The 21,624-nt window shown below is 62.0% G+C and carries 21 protein-coding genes; all 21 read right to left on the bottom strand.

From position 1 onward, the window contains the following. Positions 1 to 6: 6 nt before the first annotated feature. Positions 7 to 291: a F0F1 ATP synthase subunit epsilon gene (locus QRM57_RS13805; protein WP_026540143.1), complete on the bottom strand. Its 285-nt coding sequence runs from the start codon at positions 289 to 291 to the stop codon at positions 7 to 9. A gap of 1 nt (position 292) precedes the next feature. Continuing rightward, positions 293 to 1,744, bottom strand: a complete 1,452-nt coding sequence (gene atpD, locus QRM57_RS13800) for a F0F1 ATP synthase subunit beta (protein ID WP_144649785.1) — start codon at positions 1,742 to 1,744, stop codon at positions 293 to 295. 84 nt (positions 1,745 to 1,828) lie between these two features. After that, positions 1,829 to 2,719, bottom strand: coding sequence for a F0F1 ATP synthase subunit gamma (locus tag QRM57_RS13795; RefSeq protein ID WP_257369139.1), 891 nt, complete (start codon positions 2,717 to 2,719; stop codon positions 1,829 to 1,831). Between the two features lie 76 nt (positions 2,720 to 2,795). After that, positions 2,796 to 4,433 carry a F0F1 ATP synthase subunit alpha gene (gene atpA, locus QRM57_RS13790; protein WP_211711786.1) on the bottom strand — a complete coding sequence of 546 codons (1,638 nt, stop codon included), beginning with the start codon at positions 4,431 to 4,433 and terminating at the stop codon, positions 2,796 to 2,798. A gap of 86 nt (positions 4,434 to 4,519) precedes the next feature. Beyond that, on the bottom strand, positions 4,520 to 5,347 hold the full coding sequence (locus tag QRM57_RS13785) for a F0F1 ATP synthase subunit delta (RefSeq protein WP_284987039.1): 828 nt from the start codon (positions 5,345 to 5,347) through the stop codon (positions 4,520 to 4,522). Continuing rightward, entirely contained in the window at positions 5,347 to 5,904 is a 558-nt protein-coding gene (locus QRM57_RS13780; protein ID WP_257369141.1) for a F0F1 ATP synthase subunit B, read from the bottom strand. The genes QRM57_RS13785 and QRM57_RS13780 overlap by 1 nt, the downstream gene beginning before the upstream one ends. Before the next feature lie 51 nt (positions 5,905 to 5,955). Continuing rightward, positions 5,956 to 6,174: an ATP synthase F0 subunit C gene (gene atpE / locus QRM57_RS13775; RefSeq protein WP_011775261.1), complete on the bottom strand. Its 219-nt coding sequence runs from the start codon at positions 6,172 to 6,174 to the stop codon at positions 5,956 to 5,958. A gap of 80 nt (positions 6,175 to 6,254) precedes the next feature. Next, on the bottom strand, positions 6,255 to 7,055 hold the full coding sequence (gene atpB / locus QRM57_RS13770) for a F0F1 ATP synthase subunit A (RefSeq protein ID WP_211711545.1): 801 nt from the start codon (positions 7,053 to 7,055) through the stop codon (positions 6,255 to 6,257). Positions 7,056 to 7,136: 81 nt separating this feature from the next. Next, on the bottom strand, positions 7,137 to 7,472 hold the full coding sequence (locus QRM57_RS13765; protein WP_257369142.1) for a hypothetical protein: 336 nt from the start codon (positions 7,470 to 7,472) through the stop codon (positions 7,137 to 7,139). Further along, positions 7,459 to 7,950, bottom strand: a complete 492-nt coding sequence (locus QRM57_RS13760) for a Cg1360 family ATP-synthase-associated protein (RefSeq protein ID WP_284987038.1) — start codon at positions 7,948 to 7,950, stop codon at positions 7,459 to 7,461. The genes QRM57_RS13765 and QRM57_RS13760 overlap by 14 nt, the downstream gene beginning before the upstream one ends. Positions 7,951 to 8,068: 118 nt before the next feature. Continuing rightward, positions 8,069 to 9,184 carry an MraY family glycosyltransferase gene (locus QRM57_RS13755; protein ID WP_235521609.1) on the bottom strand — a complete coding sequence of 372 codons (1,116 nt, stop codon included), beginning with the start codon at positions 9,182 to 9,184 and terminating at the stop codon, positions 8,069 to 8,071. Positions 9,185 to 9,462: 278 nt separating this feature from the next. Further along, on the bottom strand, positions 9,463 to 10,422 hold the full coding sequence (locus QRM57_RS13750) for a glycosyltransferase (protein WP_284987037.1): 960 nt from the start codon (positions 10,420 to 10,422) through the stop codon (positions 9,463 to 9,465). Then, positions 10,423 to 11,208, bottom strand: coding sequence for a WecB/TagA/CpsF family glycosyltransferase (locus tag QRM57_RS13745; protein WP_284987036.1), 786 nt, complete (start codon positions 11,206 to 11,208; stop codon positions 10,423 to 10,425). Beyond that, positions 11,205 to 12,041, bottom strand: coding sequence for an L-threonylcarbamoyladenylate synthase (locus QRM57_RS13740; protein ID WP_284987034.1), 837 nt, complete (start codon positions 12,039 to 12,041; stop codon positions 11,205 to 11,207). Before QRM57_RS13740 ends, QRM57_RS13745 begins: the two co-directional genes overlap by 4 nt. A 12-nt stretch (positions 12,042 to 12,053) precedes the next feature. Then, complete coding sequence (gene prmC, locus QRM57_RS13735; protein ID WP_284987033.1) at positions 12,054 to 12,926, bottom strand: peptide chain release factor N(5)-glutamine methyltransferase; 873 nt, start codon at positions 12,924 to 12,926, stop codon at positions 12,054 to 12,056. Between the two features lie 33 nt (positions 12,927 to 12,959). Beyond that, positions 12,960 to 14,033, bottom strand: a complete 1,074-nt coding sequence (gene prfA / locus QRM57_RS13730) for a peptide chain release factor 1 (protein ID WP_235521614.1) — start codon at positions 14,031 to 14,033, stop codon at positions 12,960 to 12,962. 253 nt (positions 14,034 to 14,286) lie between these two features. After that, on the bottom strand, positions 14,287 to 16,461 hold the full coding sequence (rho, locus tag QRM57_RS13725; RefSeq protein ID WP_284987032.1) for a transcription termination factor Rho: 2,175 nt from the start codon (positions 16,459 to 16,461) through the stop codon (positions 14,287 to 14,289). A gap of 300 nt (positions 16,462 to 16,761) precedes the next feature. Next, the gene (gene thrB / locus QRM57_RS13720; protein ID WP_284987031.1) at positions 16,762 to 17,736 is read right to left on the bottom strand and encodes a homoserine kinase; all 975 of its coding nucleotides are present in this window, start codon (positions 17,734 to 17,736) and stop codon (positions 16,762 to 16,764) included. A gap of 2 nt (positions 17,737 to 17,738) precedes the next feature. Beyond that, positions 17,739 to 18,842, bottom strand: a complete 1,104-nt coding sequence (thrC, locus tag QRM57_RS13715; RefSeq protein ID WP_284987030.1) for a threonine synthase — start codon at positions 18,840 to 18,842, stop codon at positions 17,739 to 17,741. Then, a complete protein-coding gene (locus QRM57_RS13710) occupies positions 18,843 to 20,159 on the bottom strand; it encodes a homoserine dehydrogenase (protein ID WP_235521618.1) in 1,317 nt (438 codons plus the stop codon). Continuing rightward, entirely contained in the window at positions 20,152 to 21,624 is a 1,473-nt protein-coding gene (gene lysA / locus QRM57_RS13705) for a diaminopimelate decarboxylase (RefSeq protein WP_257369152.1), read from the bottom strand. Before lysA ends, QRM57_RS13710 begins: the two co-directional genes overlap by 8 nt.

Below are 21,624 nucleotides of genomic sequence, written 5' to 3'. Positions count from 1 at the left end.
GTCGTGCTATCGGATCCCCGCTGTAGCCGCTTCGCCCAGTTTGGCGTTGTCAGCAACAATGACCACGCGATCGTTGTCCACGGAGAAGAACCCACCGTCAACAACTACAGCGATCCGGTCACCGGAAACCGGCTGGATTGCCAGCTCGCCCTCGGCCAGGATGGCCAAAAGGGGCGAGTGGCCCGGCAGGATTCCGATTTCACCATCGCTGGTGCGGGCCTTCACCATCTTGGCCGCTCCGGACCACACAAAGTGGTCCGCCGCGACAATCTCAACCTCGAGCTCAGCCATACTACTTGGTCTGTTCCTGGATCTTGGCCCAGTTGCGCTCGACATCATCCAGGCCGCCGACGTTGAAGAACGCCTGCTCTGCGATGTGGTCCAGCTCGCCGTCGCAGATAGCCGTGAAGCCTTCGACGGTGTCCTTGATGGACACGGTGGAGCCTTCGACGCCGGTGAACTGCTTGGCGGTGTAGGTGTTCTGGGAGAGGAACTGCTGGATGCGACGTGCACGCGACACGACGATCTTGTCCTCTTCGGACAGTTCGTCAACACCAAGGATGGCGATGATGTCCTGGAGTTCCTTGTTCTTCTGCAGGATCTGCTTAACACGGACAGCCGTGTTGTAGTGGTCCTTGCCGATGTACTGGGGATCCAGGATGCGGGAGGTCGACGTCAGCGGGTCAACGGCCGGGTACAGACCACGGGATGCGATTTCACGGGAAAGTTCCGTGGTCGCGTCGAGGTGTGCGAAGGTCGTTGCCGGAGCCGGGTCGGTGTAGTCATCAGCGGGCACGTAGATGGCCTGCATCGACGTGATGGAGTGACCCTTGGTGGAGGTGATGCGCTCCTGGAGCAGACCCATCTCGTCAGCAAGGTTCGGCTGGTAGCCCACAGCGGACGGCATGCGGCCGAGCAGCGTGGAAACTTCCGAACCTGCCTGCGTGAAGCGGAAGATGTTGTCGATGAAGAGCAGCACGTCCTGGTTCTGGACATCGCGGAAGTACTCCGCCATAGTGAGCGCGGACAGGGCCACGCGCAGACGCGTTCCCGGCGGCTCATCCATCTGGCCGAATACAAGGGCGGTGTCCTTAAGAACGCCTGCCTCTTCCATTTCAACCCAGAGGTCGTTACCTTCACGGGTACGCTCGCCGACACCGGCGAAAACGGAAGTACCACCGAAGTTGCGGGCAACACGGGTGATCATTTCCTGGATCAGAACGGTCTTGCCGACGCCGGCGCCACCAAACAGACCGATCTTTCCACCCTTGATGTACGGGGTGAGGAGGTCGATGACCTTGATGCCGGTCTCGAGCATCTCCGTGGAGCCCTCGAGGGAAGCGAAGGCCGGAGCCTTGCGGTGGATCGGCCAGTAGGCGTCAGCCTTGATCTCGGACTCTTCGACGTCCAACGGCTTGCCGAGGACGTTGAAGATGTGGCCCTTGACGCCGTCGCCGACGGGCACGGAGATCGGTGCGCCGGAGTCCTGCACGGTGGTACCGCGGACAAGTCCGTCGGTAGCCTGCAGGGAGATGGCGCGAACGAGGTTGTCACCCAGGTGCTGGGAGGTCTCGAACGTGATGGTCTTGGTCTGCCCATTGAGGGTGATCTCAGTGGTCAGAGCGTTGTAAATCGACGGGATTGCGTCAGCCGGGAATTCGACGTCGACAACCGGACCAATAACACGGGCAATGCGGCCGGTGGCACCGGCCGTTGCTACGTGTTCGGTAGCAGTGGCAGTCATCTCTCTCACTTCACTCAGTAGATGGCGTGGGGTTAAGTTTATCTGTTGTTGCAGGTAAGGCTTTACAACCGAAACAGCTGCGGGCTAGGACGCGAGGGCGTCGGCGCCGGCCACGATTTCGGAAAGCTCCTGCGTAATTTCGGCTTGGCGGGCCGTGTTGCGAAGGCGCGTGTACTTCTTGATCAGATCCGTAGCGTTGTCACCGGCCGACTTCATGGCACGCTGGCGGGCAGCGAGCTCGGAAGCTGCAGCCTGCAGCATTGCTGCGAAGATGCGGGATTCGATGTAACGCGGGAGCAGTGCATCAAGCACCTGCTCGGTTTCCGGTTCGAATTCGTACAGCGGCAACAGCTCGGACTCCGAGGCTGCTTCCTCTTCGACGACCTCCAGCGGGAGCAAACGGATAACCGTAGGTTCCTGCGTCACCATGGACTTGAAGCGGGTGTAGACGACGTGGATCTCGTCCACGCCTCCCTCTTCGAAGTCCGTGGCGAAGTCTTCCAAAAGTGCAGCTCCGACTTCCTGGGCGGTTTCGAATTCCGGTGCGTCCGTGCCGCCGGTCCATACACGGGAGTATGACCGGTTGCGGAAATCGAAGTACGCCTGCGCCTTACGGCCAACGAGGTACGCCTTGACTTCCTTGCCTTCTGCGTGAAGAAGCTCGAAGAGACCTTCAGCCTGCTTGAGCACGCTGGCCGAGTAGGATCCTGCAAGGCCGCGGTCTGAGGTAATAATCAGGACAGCGGCACGGCGGATCTGCTCCGGTTCCGTGGTCAGAGGGTGATCGATTTCGCTCTGAGTTGCGACAGCAGAAACGGCGCGGGTAATCGCGTTCGCGTAAGGCAGTGAAGCTGCTACGCGTGCGCGGGCCTTACCGATGCGCGAGGTAGCGATCAGTTCCATCGCCTTGAAGATCTTGCGCATCGACGTCGTCGAGCTGATCTTCTGACGGTAGACCCGAATCTGGGCTCCCATACTTATCCTTTCCTATGTTCCCGATGTGCTGCCCTGCCGGGGCCCTCGCGGACCCCGGCAGGGCAGGTTATCGAAACTAGCGCTTCTGCTTGACGATCTTTTCCTGGTCGACGTCGCCGCCGGCGATCGCTGCGTGCTCTTCGTGGCCTGCGCCAACCAAGTGGTTGTCGCCCTGGCCGAAGAAGCCCTTCTTGAAGGAAACGATGGCTTCCTTCAGTGCAGCAGCGGTGTCGTCATCCAGGACGTTGGTCTGGGCCAGTGTGGTCAGGATGGAGGACTGGTGCTTGAGGTGCTCCAGGAACTCGGACTCGAAACGGCTGATGTCCTCAACCGGAACGTCATCCAGGTAGCCGTTGGTACCCGCCCAGATGGAGACAACCTGGTTCTCGACCGGGAACGGCGAGTACTGGCCCTGCTTGAGCAGTTCCATCAGGCGGGCACCACGGGTCAGCTGCTGGCGGGAAGCAGCGTCAAGGTCGGATGCGAACATGGCGAAGGCCTGCATGTCGCGGTACTGGGCCAGGTCCAGCTTCAAAGTACCGGAGACCTTCTTCATGGACTTGACCTGTGCGGCACCACCAACGCGGGACACAGACACACCAACGTCAACAGCAGGACGCTGGTTGGCGTTGAAGAGGTCCGACTGGAGGAAGATCTGGCCATCGGTGATGGAGATCACGTTGGTCGGGATGTAGGCGGAAACGTCGTTCGCCTTCGTCTCAACGATCGGAAGACCGGTCATCGAACCTGCGCCGAGCTCGTCGGAGAGCTTTGCACAACGCTCCAGCAGGCGGGAGTGCAAGTAGAAGACGTCGCCCGGGTAGGCTTCGCGTCCCGGCGGACGGCGCAGCAACAGGGACACGGCGCGGTAAGCCTCGGCCTGCTTGGACAGGTCATCGAAGATCACCAGGACGTGCTTGCCGCCGTACATCCAGTGCTGGCCGATGGCAGAACCTGCGTAAGGTGCCAGGTACTTGAAGCCAGCGGGGTCGGATGCCGGGGACGCCACGATGGTGGTGTACTCCAGCGCGCCGTGGTCCTCAAGGGTCTGGCGTACGGCTGCGATGGTGGAAGCCTTCTGGCCAACACCAACGTAGACACAACGGACCTGCTTGGTGACATCTCCCGAAGCCCAGTTGGCCTTCTGGTTGATGATGGTGTCCACTGCGATTGCGGTCTTACCGGTCTGGCGGTCACCAATGATCAGCTGACGCTGGCCACGGCCGATCGGGATCATGGCGTCGATAGCCTTGAGGCCGGTCTGCATCGGTTCGTGAACCGACTTGCGCTCGGTAACGCCCGGTGCCTGGAGTTCCAGTGCACGGGTGCCCTCTGCCTTGATCTCGCCAAGGTCGTCGATCGGCTGGCCCAGGGGGTCGACAACGCGACCCAGGAAGGCGTCGCCAACCGGAACGGACAGGATTTCACCGGTGCGGTGAACTTCCTGGCCTTCTTCAATACCGGTGAAGTCACCGAGGATAATGACACCGATCTCGCGGACGTCGAGGTTCTGGGCGAGGCCCAGCGTGCCATCTTCGAAGCGAAGCAGCTCGTTCGCCATGACCGAGGGAAGACCCTCAACACGGGCGATGCCGTCACTTGCGGTGGTCACACGACCAACCTCTACGCGCTCTGCGTTACCGGGTTCGTAGGACGCCGCGAACTCGTTCAACGCATTACGGACGTCGTCGGCGTTGATGGTCAATTCGGCCATCTGCAGTCCCTGCTCTCCTGTTTTCGTGATCATCGTTGCTCACGATGACCGGGATTTATATCAGTTAAGTTGTGCTTTGTCTTTGCTTAGCCAGCGAGCTGGCGGCGAAGTTCGGTCAGGCGGGCTATGACCGAAGCGTCAAGCACTTCGTCACCTACCTGGACGCGGACTCCGCCGATCAGTGCCGGTTCGACATTGACGTTGACCTTCAGTTCGCGGCCGTAAAGGGCGTTCAGCCCGGCCTGCAGACGGCTGGCCTGCGTTTCCGTCAACGGACGGGTAACGCTGACGGTTGCAATCCAGCGCTGCTGGCGCTTGGCTGCAAGCTTGGCGAAGGACTCGACAAGCTTGCTCGGCCTGACACCCCGCGGATGCGTCACTGCCTGGCTGATGAGAACCTTGGCTTCCTCGCTGATGCCAGGAACAAGCTTCTCGACCAGTGCGATCTTTGCCGCGGGCGATGCCTGCGGCTCAGACAAAGCACGTTGTACTTCGTGGCTGGAAGCGACGGCCTGGTTGAAAGCAAACAGATCGTTTTCCAGCTCTTCCAGCCCCGTGATACCAGAGGCAGAAACGGCCGACTTGTTTTCAGCTACAGCAATGACCACCGTGGCGGCAAGGGTCTCGAGTGCATCGCCGATATCGCGTGCAGATGCCCAGCGTGAGCTGGCCAACCCGCCCGCAATCTCAGCAGCATCAGCGGAGACTTTCCCGCCAACCAGCTGCTTGACCAGCGCCGACTTCTCGTCTCCGGTACGGGACGGGTCAGTCAGGGCGCGGCGCAAGCCAGCCGAGCTGTCCACCGTTCCCAGGATTCCGAAGAGGTCCTTAGCCAACTGCAGCGAGGCGAAGGGAAGCTTGGCTTCCAACTGCGCCAGCGCTGTGGTCAGCGATTCGCTCGATATACCTGCCATTACTTAGCTGCACCTGCGCTCTGGGTCTCCAGATCTGCAAGGAAGCGGTCCACAACGCGTGCAGCGCGCTCGTCATCGGTGAGTGCTTCACCAACGATGCGGCCGGCCAGCGTGGTGGCCAGGGTGCCAACCTCGGAACGAAGCGAGACAACAGCTGCCTGACGCTCCGATTCGATGGCAGCGTGTGCCTGCTCGGTGATCCGGGCGGACTCGGCAGCTGCCTTGGCCTTGAGGTCCGCAAGGATCTGGGCGCCTTCGGCGCGTGCTTCTTCGCGGATGCGGTTGGCTTCGGCGCGGGCGTCGGTGAGCTGCTGCTTGTACTCTTCAAGAGCTGCAGAAGCTTCTGCCTGGGCCGCTTCGGCCTTTGCAATGCCACCTTCGATTGCTTCGGCGCGCTCTGCGAAGGTCTTCTCGAACATCGGGACAACAAACTTGACCACGATGTACAAGAGGACCGCAAAGCCGACGAGGACAACGCCCATTTCCCAGACGTTGGGAACGAGCGGGTTGCTCTTCGCTTCGCCTTCAGTGGCGGCTGAGATGATCAGCTGATTCATATTTCACCCGTCCTATCTACTCGTGCGTCGAATTCGCTTGGGTTCTTATTATTAGGAAAGAACGAAAGCGAAGACGAGGCCGAGGATGGCAAGAGCTTCAGTCAGTGCCAGACCAAGGAACGCGATCGGCTGCAGCACACGCTGAGCTTCCGGCTGACGTGCAACACCGTTGATGTACGCGGCGAACACGAGACCCACACCGATACCACCGCCGATGGCCGAGAGACCGTAGCCGATGAGGTTGAGGGAGCCGTTGATGGTGCCTTCCATTTTTTCTTCCTTTCAAGATGCCGCCCGTGCGGCAGGTTGTTTGGGTTGCTTCATCCCCGCGAGGGGAAGTTTTTGGGAGCCTAGTGGCTGTCGGCGTGCAGGGCGCCTTCGATGTAAATAGCGGTCAACAAAGTGAACACGTAAGCCTGCAGCGCCATGATCAGCGCTTCGAGCATGTACATCGCCACGGCACCAACGAGGACCAGGACCGATGCGCCCTTGAGCAGGACGTTCTCCTGCATAACCAGGAACTCGATACCGGAACCGGCAAGCATGACGATCAGGTGGCCGGCCAGCATGGTCGCGAACAGACGGAGGCTGTGCGTGACGGGGCGGACCAGGAAGTTCGAGATGATTTCGATCGGTACGACGATCAGCAGGATGTACCACGGGATGCCCGACGGCACGGTTGCGAGCTTGAAGTACTTCAGGCCGTTCTTCTTGACGCCGATTGCGATCCAGGTGAAGAAGACGATGCCTGCCAGCACGTACGCTCCACCAACGTGGGAGAAGCTTGGCAGCTGGATGACGGGGATCGCGCCATAGATGTTGTTGACCAAAATAAAGAAGAACAAGCTGAACAACAGCGGAACATACTTGATGAAGTCCTTGCCGCCGATGATGTCCTTGGCGATGCTGTTGCGGACGAAGCCGTAGGCCATCTCGCCTGCGAACTGCAGCTTGCCGGGAACCAGCTGCTGCTTACGTGCAGCGAGGATAAAGAATGTAGCGATAATGACGACCGATAGGATCACCAGCAGCATCTGCTTGGAGAAGCCATCGTGCGCACCCCAAGGCAGGATTGCCGGCAGGTGCATTTCGTCGATTCCGGGTGGGGTGAAGGACCCCGAATCCTGGGCGGGGAGCGCAAGCGCGATCAACGCGTTTCCTCTCTGCTGTGTCCATCATTGGGCATTGGTTGGAGTCCGGACGCGTTGGACGCATTCGTCATCCGTGTGAAATTATTTGGCATTACTGTCCCCGTCCGTGGACGGACCGCTGTCTGCGTTACTCTCGCCAGGAGTGGTGCTTTGCCTGGTGAGGCCGTGCATATGGGAAAGATAGAACCCTCCTGCGGCTCCCAGCAGAGCGCCAAGGAGCACAATCCAGCGGGTCCCCCACAGATTATCCAGACCCCAGCCTACCAAACTCCAGACAATGATCCCGCCAATGATGTAGCTGAAGACAGCCATACCGGCGTTATATCCGCCGTCGTTTCCGTCGTTGCCGGTTTCGTTGCCGCTGGCAGGTTGCTGGGCAGGAAGGGACGGGCGTGAATAGCGCTTACGCGGAGACATCCGGACCGTCCTTCTGCTCGGCTGGGTCGTTGTAGATCTGGAGGCGGGCCTTGCTGAAGCCGTAGATTTCCGCGGCCTGCCAGAAGACAACGGCAACCACAGCACCAATCAGGAACCAGCGGTGGTGGAGCCAGTCCGGAGCGCCGAGCACAAAGAGCACCACGGCGAATCCGATCACCTTGATGAAATACGTGGCGACAAATAGCCCGACTGCGCCGGAAGGGTTGTTACGGCCAACAAAATGGCCGATCAGGAGGCTGATTCCGAAGAAGAGCATGACCAGGACGGAACCGAACGCTGCTGAAAGAGCGCCTTGCCCGCCGTTCATGAAGGCCGCGATGACGCAGGTTATGGCTGTTGCTGCCACCGCTGCTGCGGCACTGAGCATGAGCAACCGGAGCCACAACGAAGACTGGTCGCCAACAGATCCAACACTACGTTTACCGGACGGTCGTCCGGTTTCGGCGTTGGATGTCATGGGGATACCAATCCTTGTGGCACAGGTGCCATCTTCTCAAAGGGGGATTTACGGGCGAGTGACTGTCCGCAGTAAGAATTCTACATGAGATAGAACTGTGACTCTAACCAGACTTCATCTACTGCTCCCCCGGCCGCGTCGAGTTCCGGGTGAAGTAGGGCCACGCCGTGACTGCCGCCATGACGAGCGCTGCCGCGATGACAACGATGAGTACCACCTGCCACGGGAATACAGCGAAGGCGACGCCGCCGAACGCAAGGATGCAGGTCCACACATACAGCATGACGACGGCGGTGCGGTGCGAGTACCCCAGGTCAACCAGCTTGTGATGGAGGTGCCCACGGTCGGCGGACCATGGCGACTGTCCCCTTGCCGTCCTCCGGATCACCGCCATTCCCAGATCCAGGAGTGGAAGGGACAGGACCGCGAAGGGCAGGAGGATGGGAACCACTGTGGGGATACCGTTGGCGCGATCGTAGAGGCCGGACCCGATCTGTCCCGTCGCCACGACGCCGGCGGAAGCCATGAGCAGCCCGATCAGCATGGCTCCCGAATCCCCCATGAAGATCTTTGCCGGGAACCAGTTATGGGGCAGGAATCCGATGCAGCTGCCAACCAGGATGGCCATCAGTAGTGTCGCCAGGTCTGAATTGTCGGTGGAGGGGTTGTTGCGGTGGACCCAGTAGGCGGTGAGGAAGAACGCTCCCCCGCCAATGGTTGCCACCCCTGCTGCCAGTCCATCGAGCCCGTCGATAAAGTTCACGGCGTTCATGGTGGTGACAATCAGGCCCGCGGTGAGAACAATCTGGACCACCTCGGAGCCCAGGAAGATCGGTTCGGGGATGAACGGGACGACGGACATCCGGACTCCCCAGACAGCCACAATGAGCGCAGCCGCTCCTTGTCCGAGCAGTTTGATCCACCAGCGGATGTCCAGGATGTCGTCCGCCACTCCAACCGCCACGATGACGACGGCGCCCGCGAGAATCCCCCATGGAGCATCGTTGTGCCTGAAAATGTCCCTGACGAAGAAGGAATTGCTGGCAACGACCAACGCGACGAAGAAGCCGGCGAAAATGCCCAGGCCGCCGAGCTTGGAAATCAGCACGGAGTGCATGTCGCGGCTGCGGATGGGCCGGTAGAGCCGCAGCTTGTTGCCGGCCACGCGTGCGCCCCACGTCCCCGCGTAGGACACCACGGCAGCCGTAAGCGCCATCAGCAGATACATGATCATGCTGCGGCTCCCGGAAATTGCCCGCCCGTTGGATCGGAAGCGCTTGTCAGCGAACGTGGCCGGATCCCCGCCTGGATGCCGGGGAATCCCGGGCAGCTCAAGGTGTGGAATTCTGTCTGTGGATAAATGGAACTACTCCGTCGCCATGCCTGCACCGGCTCTGCCGAATGTTGCGGGATTTTCGTGGACTCTTGTCACGATACTAATGCCATCGGCCGTGACCAGCCTGTGACGCAGCCGCAGTACCCCAAGTTGTTTAGCTGCCTTAGCACCGCTTTTTACTGCCGGACGGGCTGCCGGACATCACGCAGCGCGTAGATACCGGCCAACACTTCGGCGTTGGGTCGCGGGGCCTTAAGGCCGTCCCGGAGGCCGTTGAAAAGTCCTGCCAACAGTACTTTCCGGTTTTTGGAAGCGATGATCGTCCGGGTCCAGTTTCGCAGTGAAGCACCGGTGAAGAGCACCTTTTCCCACGGCGCCAGTGCGTTGGACCGCGTGTAGACCCACACCTTGTTGCGCACCTCGTAATAGAAGCGGGGGCCCGGGTCGGCGCCGGCGTCACCAAAGACTTTCGTGTGGTGGTTGGCAACCGACGCGTTGGTGCTCAGTGCGATGCCCTTGCGGGAAACCCTGGCGGTGTACTCCAGGTCATCGTTCCAGATGAAGTAGTCCGCTATGGGCAGTCCGTGGCGCCTGATTTCCGCTGCCTGAATGAGGACCGAAACGAACGAAGCGCTCCGGATTTGCGTGGCACCGAGTCGGGCAGCCGCGCTTCGGGATTCTTCGCTTGCGGCCATCCGGGGGCGCATACGGTTCATGGGATGGTCGCGACCATCAGTCCACACAACCCGGCTGGCGATGAAACCAGGGACGTCTCCTGTGTCCTGCCCATATGCCTGGGCAAGGTCCAGTGCTTCCTGCAGCGCCGGGCGCTGGGGCTCAGTGTCGTCGTCCATGATCCACACGTGGTCTGCGCGATGGTCAAGGACTGCGCGTTCCATGCCGACTGCGAAGCCTCCTGCGCCGCCTACGTTGGTATTCAACGTCACCACGTCCGTGGTCACCGGCCCCTGGTAGGTCCGCAGGAACTCCGCTGTTCCGTCCGTGGAGGCGTTGTCGACGACGACGACGACGTCCGGCACCCGGGTGCCAGAGGCGATCCCAGCCAAGGTTGTCTGAAGAAGTTCACGTCGGTTGTAGGTCACCACGACGGCGACCACTATGGGTTGGGAGGTCATTCATTGGCCTTCGGTCTTGGATGGTTGGAAGCGGCGGCGAATCAAGAGGCCTGCCAGCTTCCACGGTTCAACAAATACCCTGTAGGCAACCCGCCCCGGATGGAGCAGCAGTCGCCAGGCCCATTCCAGGCCCAGGCGCCCCAGCCAGCGTGGAGCGAGTTTCTGGACGCCTGCAACCTGTTCAATGGCCCCTCCAACTGCGCAGTACACAGCCGGTGGCAACTCCGCGAGTCGTCGCTGGAGGACAGCTTCCTGGAGGGGCATCCCCAAACCCAGGAGGACCAGTTGCGGACGGAAGTCGCTGAGCCAGTTCACTACGGCGGCCTCCGTGGCGCCATCCCAGTCTTCACCGGGCATTCCGTCAACGGTTACGCCGGGCGCAATGGACCGCAACCGCATGACGGCCTTCGTGTTGGCCTCACGACCGGCGCCAACCACTGCCACGCGCTGCAAGCCGGGCACTTTCCCGAGGTCAGGAATCCAATCCATTGACCCAAGCCGGTAGGCCATGGCTCCTTGGCCGAGTGGATGTAATTGCTTCCTGTGGGCCAGGCCCCACAGCAAGGCCACGGGCGCGCCGTCCAGCAGGACAATGGAACTGTCCCGGTAGAGGGAGCGGAACTCCGGGCAGGAGTGGAAAAGCGTAATGCTGTGGAGGTTGTGACCCAGCACCGTGGCGGTGGTGCCCGCTGCAATGAGGCCGCCCATGGCATTGATGAGCTCATCAACGCGCAGCGGAGTGGCGTCGACGTCAAGGACGGGGACGCGTTGGCGGTCGGGAATCATTCGGGCTTGGCTTGGACTGTAGCGCCTGGTTCCGCGATGTCGGCCGCAGGTCCCTGTTCGACGGCCGCAGGTTCCTGTTCAACGGCGTCAGGTTCCGATACGTCCCCCTGCGCGTCACCGGAGGCAGTTTCCTCGGGTTCGGCCTGCTGTCCCGGGACCTCAGCCCCAAGGGTTTCCCCAAAACCAAGGATGGACGGAACGATTTCGCGCAGGCGTTCAAGCTCGATGGCGCCTTGGCGAACCACACGGAATGGCGTGGACGAGGCATCGACGATCGTGGACGGCAGCGCTGCGGTGCCCTTGACGGGCCGGAACCCGCCTTCCAGGTAGACCTCCACCGATTCAGCCAATTGGAGGCGGGCCTCGGAAGCTGTCTGGGCCGCCTCCTGGCCTGTGCGGTTGGCGGAGGAGACCGCGAGCGGGCCGGTCAGGCTCAGGAGGTCCAATGCGATCTCGTCGTCTGGCATCCTAAGGGCTACGGTGCCTTTGGTATCGCCCAAATCCCAGTCCAGAAATGGCTGGGCGTGCAGAATGAGGGTCAGTCCACCGGGCCAGAAAGCCTGCGCGAGTGCCCGGGCATCCGCCGGTACATCGGTGGCCAGCCCGTCCAGGGCATTGATCCGGGGAATCAGCACCGGCGGGGGCATCTGGCGGCTGCGGCCCTTGGAAGCGAGCAGCAGGGTGACGGCCAGGGGTGAAAAGGCGTCCGCACCGATGCCGTAAACAGTGTCAGTGGGAAGCACGATGCACTTCTTTTCGCTGATGGCCCGCTGGGCGTGCTGAAGGCCTTCAGTCCGCTGGTCATCGGAAGTGCAATTGTAGGTTGTGGTCACAGCCCTATTCTTTCACTCATCAGGAGCGGCGCTTGCCAGCAGTGCGCTGGTGGCACGTTCCTTGCCGTTCAGGTCAAAGTGCGTGGTGACGTCAATCCAACGTCCCGTTCCCCGGAGCATCCCCGCGATCCACGCCGCCTGGACTTCAGCGTGTTCCATCACAAAGTAGCCGCCTGGTTTCAGGAGCCGCGCCGCAGAGGCTGCTGCCGCCGTCGGGAGTTCCATGCCGTCCGCTCCCCCACCGTACAGTGCCTCGGGTGGATCGTGGAGTGCAACTTCCGGTTCTGTGGGTATCGCCTCCGCCGGGATGTACGGCGGGTTGGAAACGACGACGTCGAAGGTTCCGTTATGTTCGGGCAGCGCATCCCTGAGATCGCCCTGCAGGAGCGTGACCCCCAAGGGTTCCAGGTTCTTCGCGGCCCACGCGTGCGCAAAAGTACTGAACTCAACCGCGTGGACTTCGGCACCCGGGACCTCGTGGGCAATCGAGCCGGCGATCGCGCCGGATCCGGTGCCAAGGTCCACTACTTTGGGATGTGGCATTCCTGCCAGGTGGTCGATGACCAACTGGACCACCGATTCCGTTTCAGGCCGGGGTATGAACACACCGGGGCCAACGCGCAGTTCAAGGTACCGGAAATAGGCGACGCCGGTGATGTGCTGCAACGGCACCCGCGCGGCACGTTCGGCCACCAGGTCCGCATAGCCTTCAGGCGCAGGATCACTGCCGAGGAGCATCGCGCGAAGCCGGCCAAGGCCGACTCCCAGGAGGTGCTCTGCGAGAAGCTCCGCGTCCACGCGCGGCGTGGGCACGCCCGCCTCGGTAAGAATGGCAGTAGCCTCGCGAACTGCGTCCGCGAGGCTCTGGCCTGGGTAAAACGTCATGGATCTACTCTGCTGTTGAGGTGCGGCAGTGTGCTATTCGCCGATGGCGTCCAGGCGCGCCTGTTCGTCAGCCTCAATGGCCGACTGGATGACGGGCTCAAGATCGCCGTTCATCACGGCATCGAGGTTGTAGGCCTTATAACCCGTGCGGTGGTCCGCAATCCGGTTTTCCGGGAAGTTGTACGTGCGGATGCGCTCCGAACGGTCCATGGTGCGGATCTGCGACTTGCGCTGTTCCGAGTTGGCGGCGTCGATCTGCTCCTGCTGGTGGGCAAGGAGCCTGGCACGAAGAACGCGCATGCCGGCTTCACGGTTCTGCAGCTGCGACTTCTCGTTCTGCATCGCCACGACAATGCCCGTGGGCAAGTGGGTGATGCGGACGGCGGAGTCAGTGGTGTTCACGGACTGGCCACCGGGACCTGAAGAACGGTAAACGTCGATCTTGAGGTCATTCTGGTTGATTTCGAGCTCTTCGGGCTCATCAACTTCGGGAAGAACCAGTACACCTGCAGCGGAGGTGTGGATACGGCCCTGCGATTCGGTCACGGGAACGCGCTGTACACGGTGGACACCGCCCTCAAACTTCAACCTGGCGAAGACACCTTCTGCGGGATCGTTGGAGTTTCCCTTGATCGCGACGGAGACGTCCTTGTAACCACCGAGGTCAGATTCGGTGGCCGAGATCATTTCGGTCTTCCAGCCACGGGATTCGGCGTAGCGCATGTACATGCGCAGGAGGTCGCCGGCGAACAACGCAGCTTCATCGCCACCTTCGCCACCCTTTACTTCCAGGATCACGTTGCGGGCATCATCAGGATCGCGCGGGATCAGCAGCCGGCGAAGACGTTCCTCAGCTGCGGGGATCTGCTCTTCCAACTGCACTACTTCAGCGGCGAACTCGGGATCCTCGTCAGCCATCTCCTTGGCAGCCTCAAGATCGTCGTTGAGCCCGCGCCACTTGTTGTAAGCCTCCACAATGCCCTGAAGCTGAGCAGACCGCCGTCCCAACTTCCTGGCCGCAGACTGATCAGCATAAACGGCAGGATCACTCAACTGCGCCTGAATAGCAGCATGCTCATCAAGCAATCCCTGTACGGACTCAAACATTCTCAAACCTCTTTCGACTTCTAACAAGTCTAATAACTGCATCGTGTGGTCACGCACAGCCCATTTGGGGCCCACTGGGCCGTCTCTGACCTCACGTGGTGTCGGGCCAAGGATTCCTTAAACAAAGACCGCTCAAAATATGCCGGCCAGAGAGTGGCTTCGGGCCTGCCGGAGCCGGGTAGCTTCCGATCGCAGATCGGAAGCTACCCGGCGTAGGGGCGGGGCCGGCATATTTTGAGCGGTTAGAGCACAGCTACTTGTCGTTATCCGACTTCGCTCCGAGCGTCGTCTTCTGAACCTGCATGAGGAACTCGACGTTGCTCTGTGTCTCCCGGATCTTGTTGGTCAGCAGCTCAAGGCTCTGCTGCTGCTCCAGTCCGGAGAGGACGCGGCGCAGCTTCCACATGATCTTGACTTCTTCAGGCGAGAGCAGGTTCTCTTCGCGGCGCGTGCCGGACGCGTTGACGTCCACAGCCGGGAAGATTCGCTTGTCAGCCAGCTGACGGGACAGGCGGAGCTCCATGTTGCCGGTGCCCTTGAACTCTTCGAAGATCACTTCGTCCATCTTGGAGCCGGTCTCCACGAGAGCCGTTGCCAGGATGGTGAGCGAGCCGCCGTTTTCGATGTTGCGGGCAGCACCGAAGAAGCGCTTGGGCGGGTACAGAGCTGCGGAGTCCACACCACCGGACAGGATGCGGCCGGAGGCCGGTGCTGCCAGGTTGTAGGCGCGGCCCAGGCGGGTCATGGAGTCCAGGAGGACTACCACGTCCATGCCCATTTCCACGAGGCGCTTGGCGCGTTCGATGGAGAGCTCGGCAACGGTGGTGTGATCGTCTGCGGGACGGTCGAAGGTGGAGGCAATGACCTCACCCTTGACTGTGCGCTGCATGTCCGTGACTTCTTCGGGACGTTCGTCAACGAGCACCATCATGAGGTGGACCTCAGGATTGTTGGTGGTGATGGCGTTGGCGATGGACTGCAGGATGAGGGTCTTACCAGCCTTGGGCGGGGAGACAATCAGGCCACGCTGGCCCTTGCCGATCGGAGCCACGAGGTCGATGACACGCGGACCGATCTTCTTGGGGTCGGTTTCCAGGCGCAAGCGCTCGGACGGGTACAGCGGGACGAGCTTTGCGAACTCGACGCGGTCCTTGAGCTCTTCCGGAGTCTTGCCATTGACGGAAGTAACGCGGACAAGCGCGTTGAACTTCTGGCGGGCGGACTGCTGGCTGCGGTCTTCGCCATCACGCGGTGCGCGGATGGCACCCACGACGGCGTCGCCCTTACGGAGGTTGTACTTCTTGACCTGTGCCAGCGAAACGTAGACGTCGTTGGCACCGGGGAGGTAACCGGACGTACGGATGAACGCGTAGTTCTCCAGGACGTCCAGGATGCCGGCTACGGGCAGCAGCACATCGTCCTCGGTGACCTCGACGTCGTCAACGTCCGGTCCCTGGGCACGGCCACGGCGGCGTTCGTTGCGGTCACGGAAACGGTCGCTGCGGGTGTTCCCGTCACGGCTGTCCTGACCGCCGCGGCGATCGCTGCGGTCGTTCTGGTCGTTGCGGTCACGACGGTTCCGGCGGTTACGACGGTTGCCCGTGTCTTCGCCGTCGTTGTTGTCATCACGGCGGCCACGGGTGTTATCGCGGCGGTCGCGCTGCTCGCCGGAATCGGCCTGCTCGCGCTGTTCAGTACGCTGTTCGCGCTGTTCGGTGCGGTCGGCACGCTGTTCGCGCTGTTCGGCGCGGTCGCCACGCTGTTCGCGCTGCTCGGTGCGGTCGGCACGCTGTTCGCGCTGTTCGGCGCGGTCGGCGCGCTGTTCGCGCTGTTCGGTGCGCTGCTCAGCGGCCGGAGCCTCCGATGCCTCAGCGGGGGCTGCGGCTGCTTCGCCACGGCGGCGGTTACGGGTGCGCGGCTGGCGGCGTTCAGTGCCTGCCTCCGGCGTTTCCACTGAAGCAGGTGCATCAGCAACCGGTGCAGCTACGGGCTCGGCCGGAGCCGATGCGGCTTCAGCCGCCGCTACGACGCCGTCGCTGGTGGCGCGGCGGCTTCGGCCACGTCCACGGGCACGCGGGGCTTCCTGGGCCGGGGCTTCAGCCGACTCGGCAGAGGCGCCGTTGTCCGAGGCCTTGACCTCCGCGGCCGGAGCTTCCTTGGCTACGGCAGCGTTGGCCTTGACCGGGGCTGAGGCCTTAGCGGGAGCCTTCGTGGTGGGAGTACCTGCGCGGTGGGCCGAAATGGCCGAGACCAAGTCTCCCTTGCGCATGCGCGATCCCCCGGAAATGCCCAGCTGGCTCGCGAGAGCCTGAAGCTGGGCAAGCTTAAGGCCCGCAAGCCCGCTGCTCTTGGTGGTTGCTGCCGTTGACGACTCGGCAGCAGAAGATGTTGTGTCCACAGCTGAAGACAGCTCAGTGGTTTCTGTCACGAAGGATCCTTCCCCCTCGACGGCGTCCAGAGCGAGAGCTGGACGCGATGATTTGTTCTGGGCTGCAGTTCAGATCTGCAGCCTGCGATTTGGCCGTGCCTGATGGATTGTGGCCACCAGGGCCGGATACTGATCGTCATCACTGGATCCAGTTACCCGGACAGCCGGCCAATTGATCAGGAACAGAGAAAGATCTGCGGCACCTGAGGCCGGAAAGAGACGGCACCACCAACGTTGGCACAGTTGACGAAAGGTACGGCGAAAGTGCCGCAATCCAAAATCAGGGAACTGCCCGCGGTTTTACCGGCGGTGCACTTCCACTCTAGCACCTTGAACGTCTACAGCCAGCGTCATCACACGCCAACCGACATCGGGTGTGTTGGACGCCGTGTACGCCTCGATGAATTCAGTAACAACCGCGGCTTCTTGTTCGCCATTGGCCAGCACCATCACGGTGGGTCCGGCGCCCGAGACTACAGCTGCATGTCCGGCGGAACGGAGCGCCGCAATGAGGTCCGCACTGGGACGCATGGCCTGCGCCCGGTAACTCTGGTGAAGGTAGTCTTCGGTGCCCGGCAGCAAGAACTCAGGCTGCGCTGTCAGAGCGTGGATGAGCAGGGCTGCGCGTCCGGAGTTCATGGCTGCCGCGTGGTGGCCAACGGATGCAGGAAGCAGACCGCGGGCAGTTTCCGTGGACAGTTCGTAGTCGGGCACAGCCACCACGGGAATAACCTCGGGCGCCACATCGGCGCGGGTGCTGCTGTACTGCTCGCTGTCCTGCCATGACAGCGCCAGTCCGCCGAAAATCGCCGGTGCGACGTTGTCCGGGTGACCTTCGATCTCACTGGTCAGCTGGAGGACCCAGTCGAGGCCCTGCCGGGATTCCTCCGGAACCAAGGCGTTGGCAGCAGTAACTGCCGCCACAACAGCCGACGCGGACGAACCGAGGCCCCGGCCATGGGGATTGACGTTTTCAGCCGTAATTTTCAGGCCCGAGCGCTGGAAGCCAAGGCGATCCAGCGCCAGGTCGATCGCCCGCACCACCAAATGGCTGGCATCGCGGGGGAGGGTATCTGCCCCCTCACCGGAGAGCTCGAACTCGAGCTCTCCGGTGCCAAGGGTTTCAACCGTCAAAGTGTCATAGATGGACAGGGCCAAGCCAAGGCTGTCGTAACCGGGGCCCAGGTTGGCACTCGTACCGGGGACCGTGACGGTCAGCCGCTGGCCTGCCGCGACGAGTGCACGATCGGTCGCGGTGGGCTGCGTTGATTCCACTCTTAGTTTTCTTCCAGTCCCAGTTCCGCGGCAACGGTGACGACGTCGTTCGGCACCTTGACGGGCTGGACATCACTGCCGTCTTCGGTACGAAGTGCCCACTGCGGATCCTTGAGGCCATGTCCGGTGACCGTGATGACGATGGTCTTTCCCGAAGGAACCTCGCCTGCCGCGTGCTTCTTGATGAGGCCGGCAACACCAGCGGCGGAGCCGGGCTCGACGAAGACACCTTCCTTGGCGGACAACCAACGGTGGGCCGCCAGGATCTCGTCATCGGTGACTGCCTCGATCAGTCCGCCTGATTCGTCGCGGGCCGCGACAGCGGTGTCCCACGATGCCGGGTTGCCGATGCGGATGGCAGTGGCGATGGTGTCAGGCTCGGTGATGGGGTGCCCTGCCACGAAGGGCGCGGCACCTGCTGCCTGGAAGCCCCACATGATGGGGGTCTTGGTGGAGACGGCGGGGAGCGTTCCGTTGGCGGTCTCAAACGGTGCGGAGTACTCCTTGTAGCCCTTCCAGTAGGCGCTGATGTTGCCGGCGTTGCCGACGGGCAGCACGTGGATGTCGGGAGCATCGCCCAGCGAGTCAACAACTTCGAAAGCACCGGTCTTCTGGCCCTGGATACGTGCCGGATTTACGGAGTTCACCAGGAACACCGGGTAAGCCTCGCCGAGCTTGCGGGCGATGTCCAGGCAGTTGTCGAAGTTGCCATCCACCTGGAGCAAGGTGGCGCCATGCGCGATGGCCTGGCTCAGCTTGCCCATGGAGATTTTGCCTTCGGGGACGAGCACTGCGCACTTGAGTCCCGCCGCGGTTGCGTAGGCAGCCGCAGAAGCGGAGGTGTTGCCGGTGGAGGCACAGACAACGGCCTTCGCGCCGGCTTCCACGGCCGCAGTCATGGCCATGGTCATGCCACGGTCCTTGAAGGAACCCGTGGGGTTCATGCCCTCCACCTTGAGGTATACCTCGGAGCCCGTGAGCTCGGAGAGCTTCTGCGCGTGGACGAGCGGCGTACCGCCCTCGCCGAGGGTGATGACCTTGGTGGCTTCCGTTACGGGCAAACGATCAGCGTATTCGCGGATTACTCCGCGCCATTGGTGAGCCACTTAGACCCCTTCTACCCGCAGTACGGATGTCACAGAATTGATGACGTCGAGGCCCTTCACGGCCTCGACGGTTGCTGCGAGTGCAGCTTCGGATGCACGGTGCGTCACGATTTTCAGCTCCGCCGACTCGACCTTGGAGGCAGCGTCGCGGTGGATTGTCTGGCGCATTGTCTCGATGGACACGGCGTGCTCGGCAAAGATGTGCGCGATGCGGGCCAGGACGCCGGCCTGGTCGGCGACGTCCAGGCCAATGTAGTAGCTCGTGTTGGAGGCATCGACGGGCAGCGCAGGGACATGGCCTGTGGTGGTTTCCGTTCGGCCCGGGCCGCCCAGTACGAGTCGGCGGGCCGCGGAGACCAGGTCGCCCAGCACGGCAGAGGCGGTGGGGGTACCCCCAGCGCCCTGTCCGTAGAACATCAGTTCACCAGCATTTTCGGCCTCAATGAACACTGCGTTGAAGGCACCGCGAACTGCAGCCAGCGGGTGCTCACGGGGCAAGAGGGTGGGGTGGACCCGCACCGAAATGCCGCTGCCGTTATCCGAAGATTCGATCTTTTCGGCAATGGCGAGCAACTTGATGACAAAGCCCGCTTCCTTGGCCGAAGCGATGTCCGCAGCACTGACCTTCGTGATGCCTTCGCAGTAGACATCGTCCAGGGAGAAGCGCGTGTGGAACGACAGGGACGCGAGGATGGCAGCCTTAGCCGCGGCGTCGTGTCCTTCGATGTCGGCAGTAGGATCCGCTTCTGCGTACCCGAGCCGCTGGGCTTCGGCCAGGGCGTCAGCGAACTGTGCGCCTGTGGTGTCCATCTGGTCGAGGATGAAGTTGGTGGTGCCATTGACGATGCCCAGGACACGGGTGATGCGGTCGCCTGACAGGCTGTCGCGGATGGGACGCAGGATAGGAATGGCTCCCGCAACGGCCGCTTCATACGAGAGCTGGACGCCTGCCTTGTCAGCCTCTTCATAAAGAGTGGGGCCGTCCTGGGCGAGCAATGCCTTGTTGCCGGTAACCACGCAGGCACCGTTCTGGATGGCCGTCAGGATCAAGGAGCGGGCGGGCTCGATGCCGCCCATGAGCTCGATGACGAGGTCCGCGTCCTTGACCAGGGTGTCGGCATCGGTAGTGAACAGTTCGCGGGGCAGTTCGACGTCGCGGGGTGCATCGATGGTGCGCACGGCAATGCCCGAAAGTTCCAGACGGGCTCCGGTGCGGGCAGCCAAAGCTTCGGCGTCGTCAATCAGAATCCGCGCAACCTGGGCCCCAACGTTGCCACAGCCCAGCAGGGCCACCTTCAAGGTTTGCACTTCAGACATTCGCCACTCCCATGTCGCGGTTCAAGAGATCTTCTTCGGTTTCCCCGCGGACAATCAGCCGGGCGGCTCCGTCGCGTACAGCGACAACGCCAGGCCGGGCCAGGTAGTTGTAGTTGCTGGAAAGGGCCCAGCAGTAGGCGCCGGTACCCGGTACTGCGAGCAAATCACCGGCTGCCACATCCGCGGGCAGATATACATCTCTAACAACTATGTCGCCGCTCTCGCAATGTTTGCCCACTACGCGGGACAGCTGCGGAACGGCCGTGGAGTCGCGTGAAGCCAAAATTGCCGAATAATCCGCGTCGTACAGCACCGGACGGGCGTTGTCGCTCATCCCGCCGTCCACCGACACATAGCGCCGCGGATACGTAACGTTCTTGTCCTCCGTTTCGCTCTCCGGGACGTCTACGCGGACCGTTTTGAGCGTGCCAACCTCGTAGAGGGTGAAGGTGCTGCTCCCCACGATCGCGCGGCCTGGCTCGATGGAGATCCGGGGGGCGGTGATGCCCAGTGCGGCACAGGTGGAACGAACGACGTCGGCCATGGCCTGCGCGATCTCGGCGGGCGGCCGGGGAGTGTCCACCGGCGTGTAGGCGATGCCGTAACCACCGCCGAGGTCCAGCTCGGGAAGAGTGATGGAGTATTTCGCCTGCATGGCGGCAAGGAATCCGAGGAGTTTCTCCGCTGCCAAGGCAAAGCCGTCAGGCTCGAAAATCTGTGACCCGATATGGCAGTGCAGGCCCAGCAGTTCGATGCTGTCGTAGGCGGTGGCAGCAGCCACGGCCTCCTCTGCTGCCGAGAGCCCAGCTTCGTCGGTTGAATCGCCTGCCATCGAGAGGCCGAACTTCTGGTCCTCGTGGGCCGTGGCGATGAATTCGTGGGTGTGGGCGTGCACGCCAGGGGTCAGCCGCAACATGACTTTGGCTGTTTCGCCCCGGCTGGAGGCGATCTTTGCCACCCGTTCCAGTTCGTCGAGGCTGTCCACCACGATCCGGCCAAGGGACATATCCAAGGCACGGTTGATTTCCGCGTCGGATTTGTTGTTGCCGTGCAGGCCAAGGTTGGCACCCGGGATCCCCGCACGTGCAGCGACCGCAAGTTCACCGCCGGAGCACGTGTCCAGGCGGAGGCCCTCGTCGGCCACCCAGCTGGCCACTGCGGTGCACAGGAAGGACTTACCTGCGTAGTAGACGTCCACTCCCCCGCAGATGTCCGCGAAGGCTTCGTCGAACGCGTCCTTGAACGCCCGGGCGCGGGACCGGAAGTCCGACTCGCTCATGACGAAAAGCGGGGTTCCGTATTGTTCCTTCAGCTCACTGACAGTAATGCCGTCAATGGCGACCTCACCGGCGTCGTTCTTCTCCACGCCGGCAGCCCACATCGGCGACTGCAGGGCATTGAGGTTCTCGGGAACTGCCAGCCAATCCGGAGCGAGCGGAGAAGCATGTGCTGCGTTGGTGTTCAT

This window comes from Arthrobacter sp. fls2-241-R2A-172 (genome assembly GCF_030208885.1).
Lineage (GTDB): Bacteria > Actinomycetota > Actinomycetes > Actinomycetales > Micrococcaceae > Arthrobacter.
This window is presented reverse-complemented; position numbering and strand designations above follow the sequence as displayed.